This is a genomic window from Bowmanella yangjiangensis (genome assembly GCF_017255015.1).
Taxonomy (GTDB): domain Bacteria; phylum Pseudomonadota; class Gammaproteobacteria; order Enterobacterales; family Alteromonadaceae; genus Bowmanella; species Bowmanella yangjiangensis.
Genome location: NZ_JAFKCS010000488.1, coordinates 1 through 565, shown reverse-complemented (window position 1 = coordinate 565; position 565 = coordinate 1). Strand labels below are relative to the sequence as shown.

The window sequence follows — 565 nt, the reverse complement described above, 5'->3', positions numbered from 1 at the left end:
CTTGGCATGCACATGGAAACCATGGATGCCCGGCTCCAGGCCCTTGAGGTTCGGGGTGAAGACCAGGCCGTGAGCGGACTCACTGATGGTCACGGTACCCACCGCCGCACCCGGTCCCTTCTCGGTCGCCTGTTGCATGGTCACGGTGATGGTCTCGCTGGCCTGTACGGAGGCGGCACCGAGCAGTGCGAAGGCCAGGGGAATCAGAGGTTTCATGAGGGTTCGAGCTCCTTGTCGATGAACGGTCTGCATAGGGACCTGCCGAGGTGATCAGCGGTTCCGGACAAGCAACGTATCGAAATCATTCCGCCGTAACGAATACGCAACGAACAGGCAGAAGCCGCAGTGCGCCTGGCGCGACGCAAACTTTTCCATTTACGACGCGACAATCCGTATCGATAACGTTCCAGAACAACCTAGACCATTTTGCACAAAGCACCAGAAAACAATTTAAGACTTTGATTTTATTGATATTTTTAATACTGGCACTGGCATTGCTAACACTCCATCACCTGCCCGCCACCTAGAAGCGGACACCTTTACCCTTTGAGGAGTTGACATGAGC

Annotated in this window: 1 pseudogene; it reads right to left on the bottom strand. The window is 54.7% G+C overall.

The annotated features are described in order from the left end of the window. Positions 1–216 (bottom strand): annotated as a pseudogene (locus J0A65_RS25300) (superoxide dismutase [Cu-Zn] SodC1); the annotation flags it as partial. Positions 217–565 lie beyond the last annotated feature (349 nt).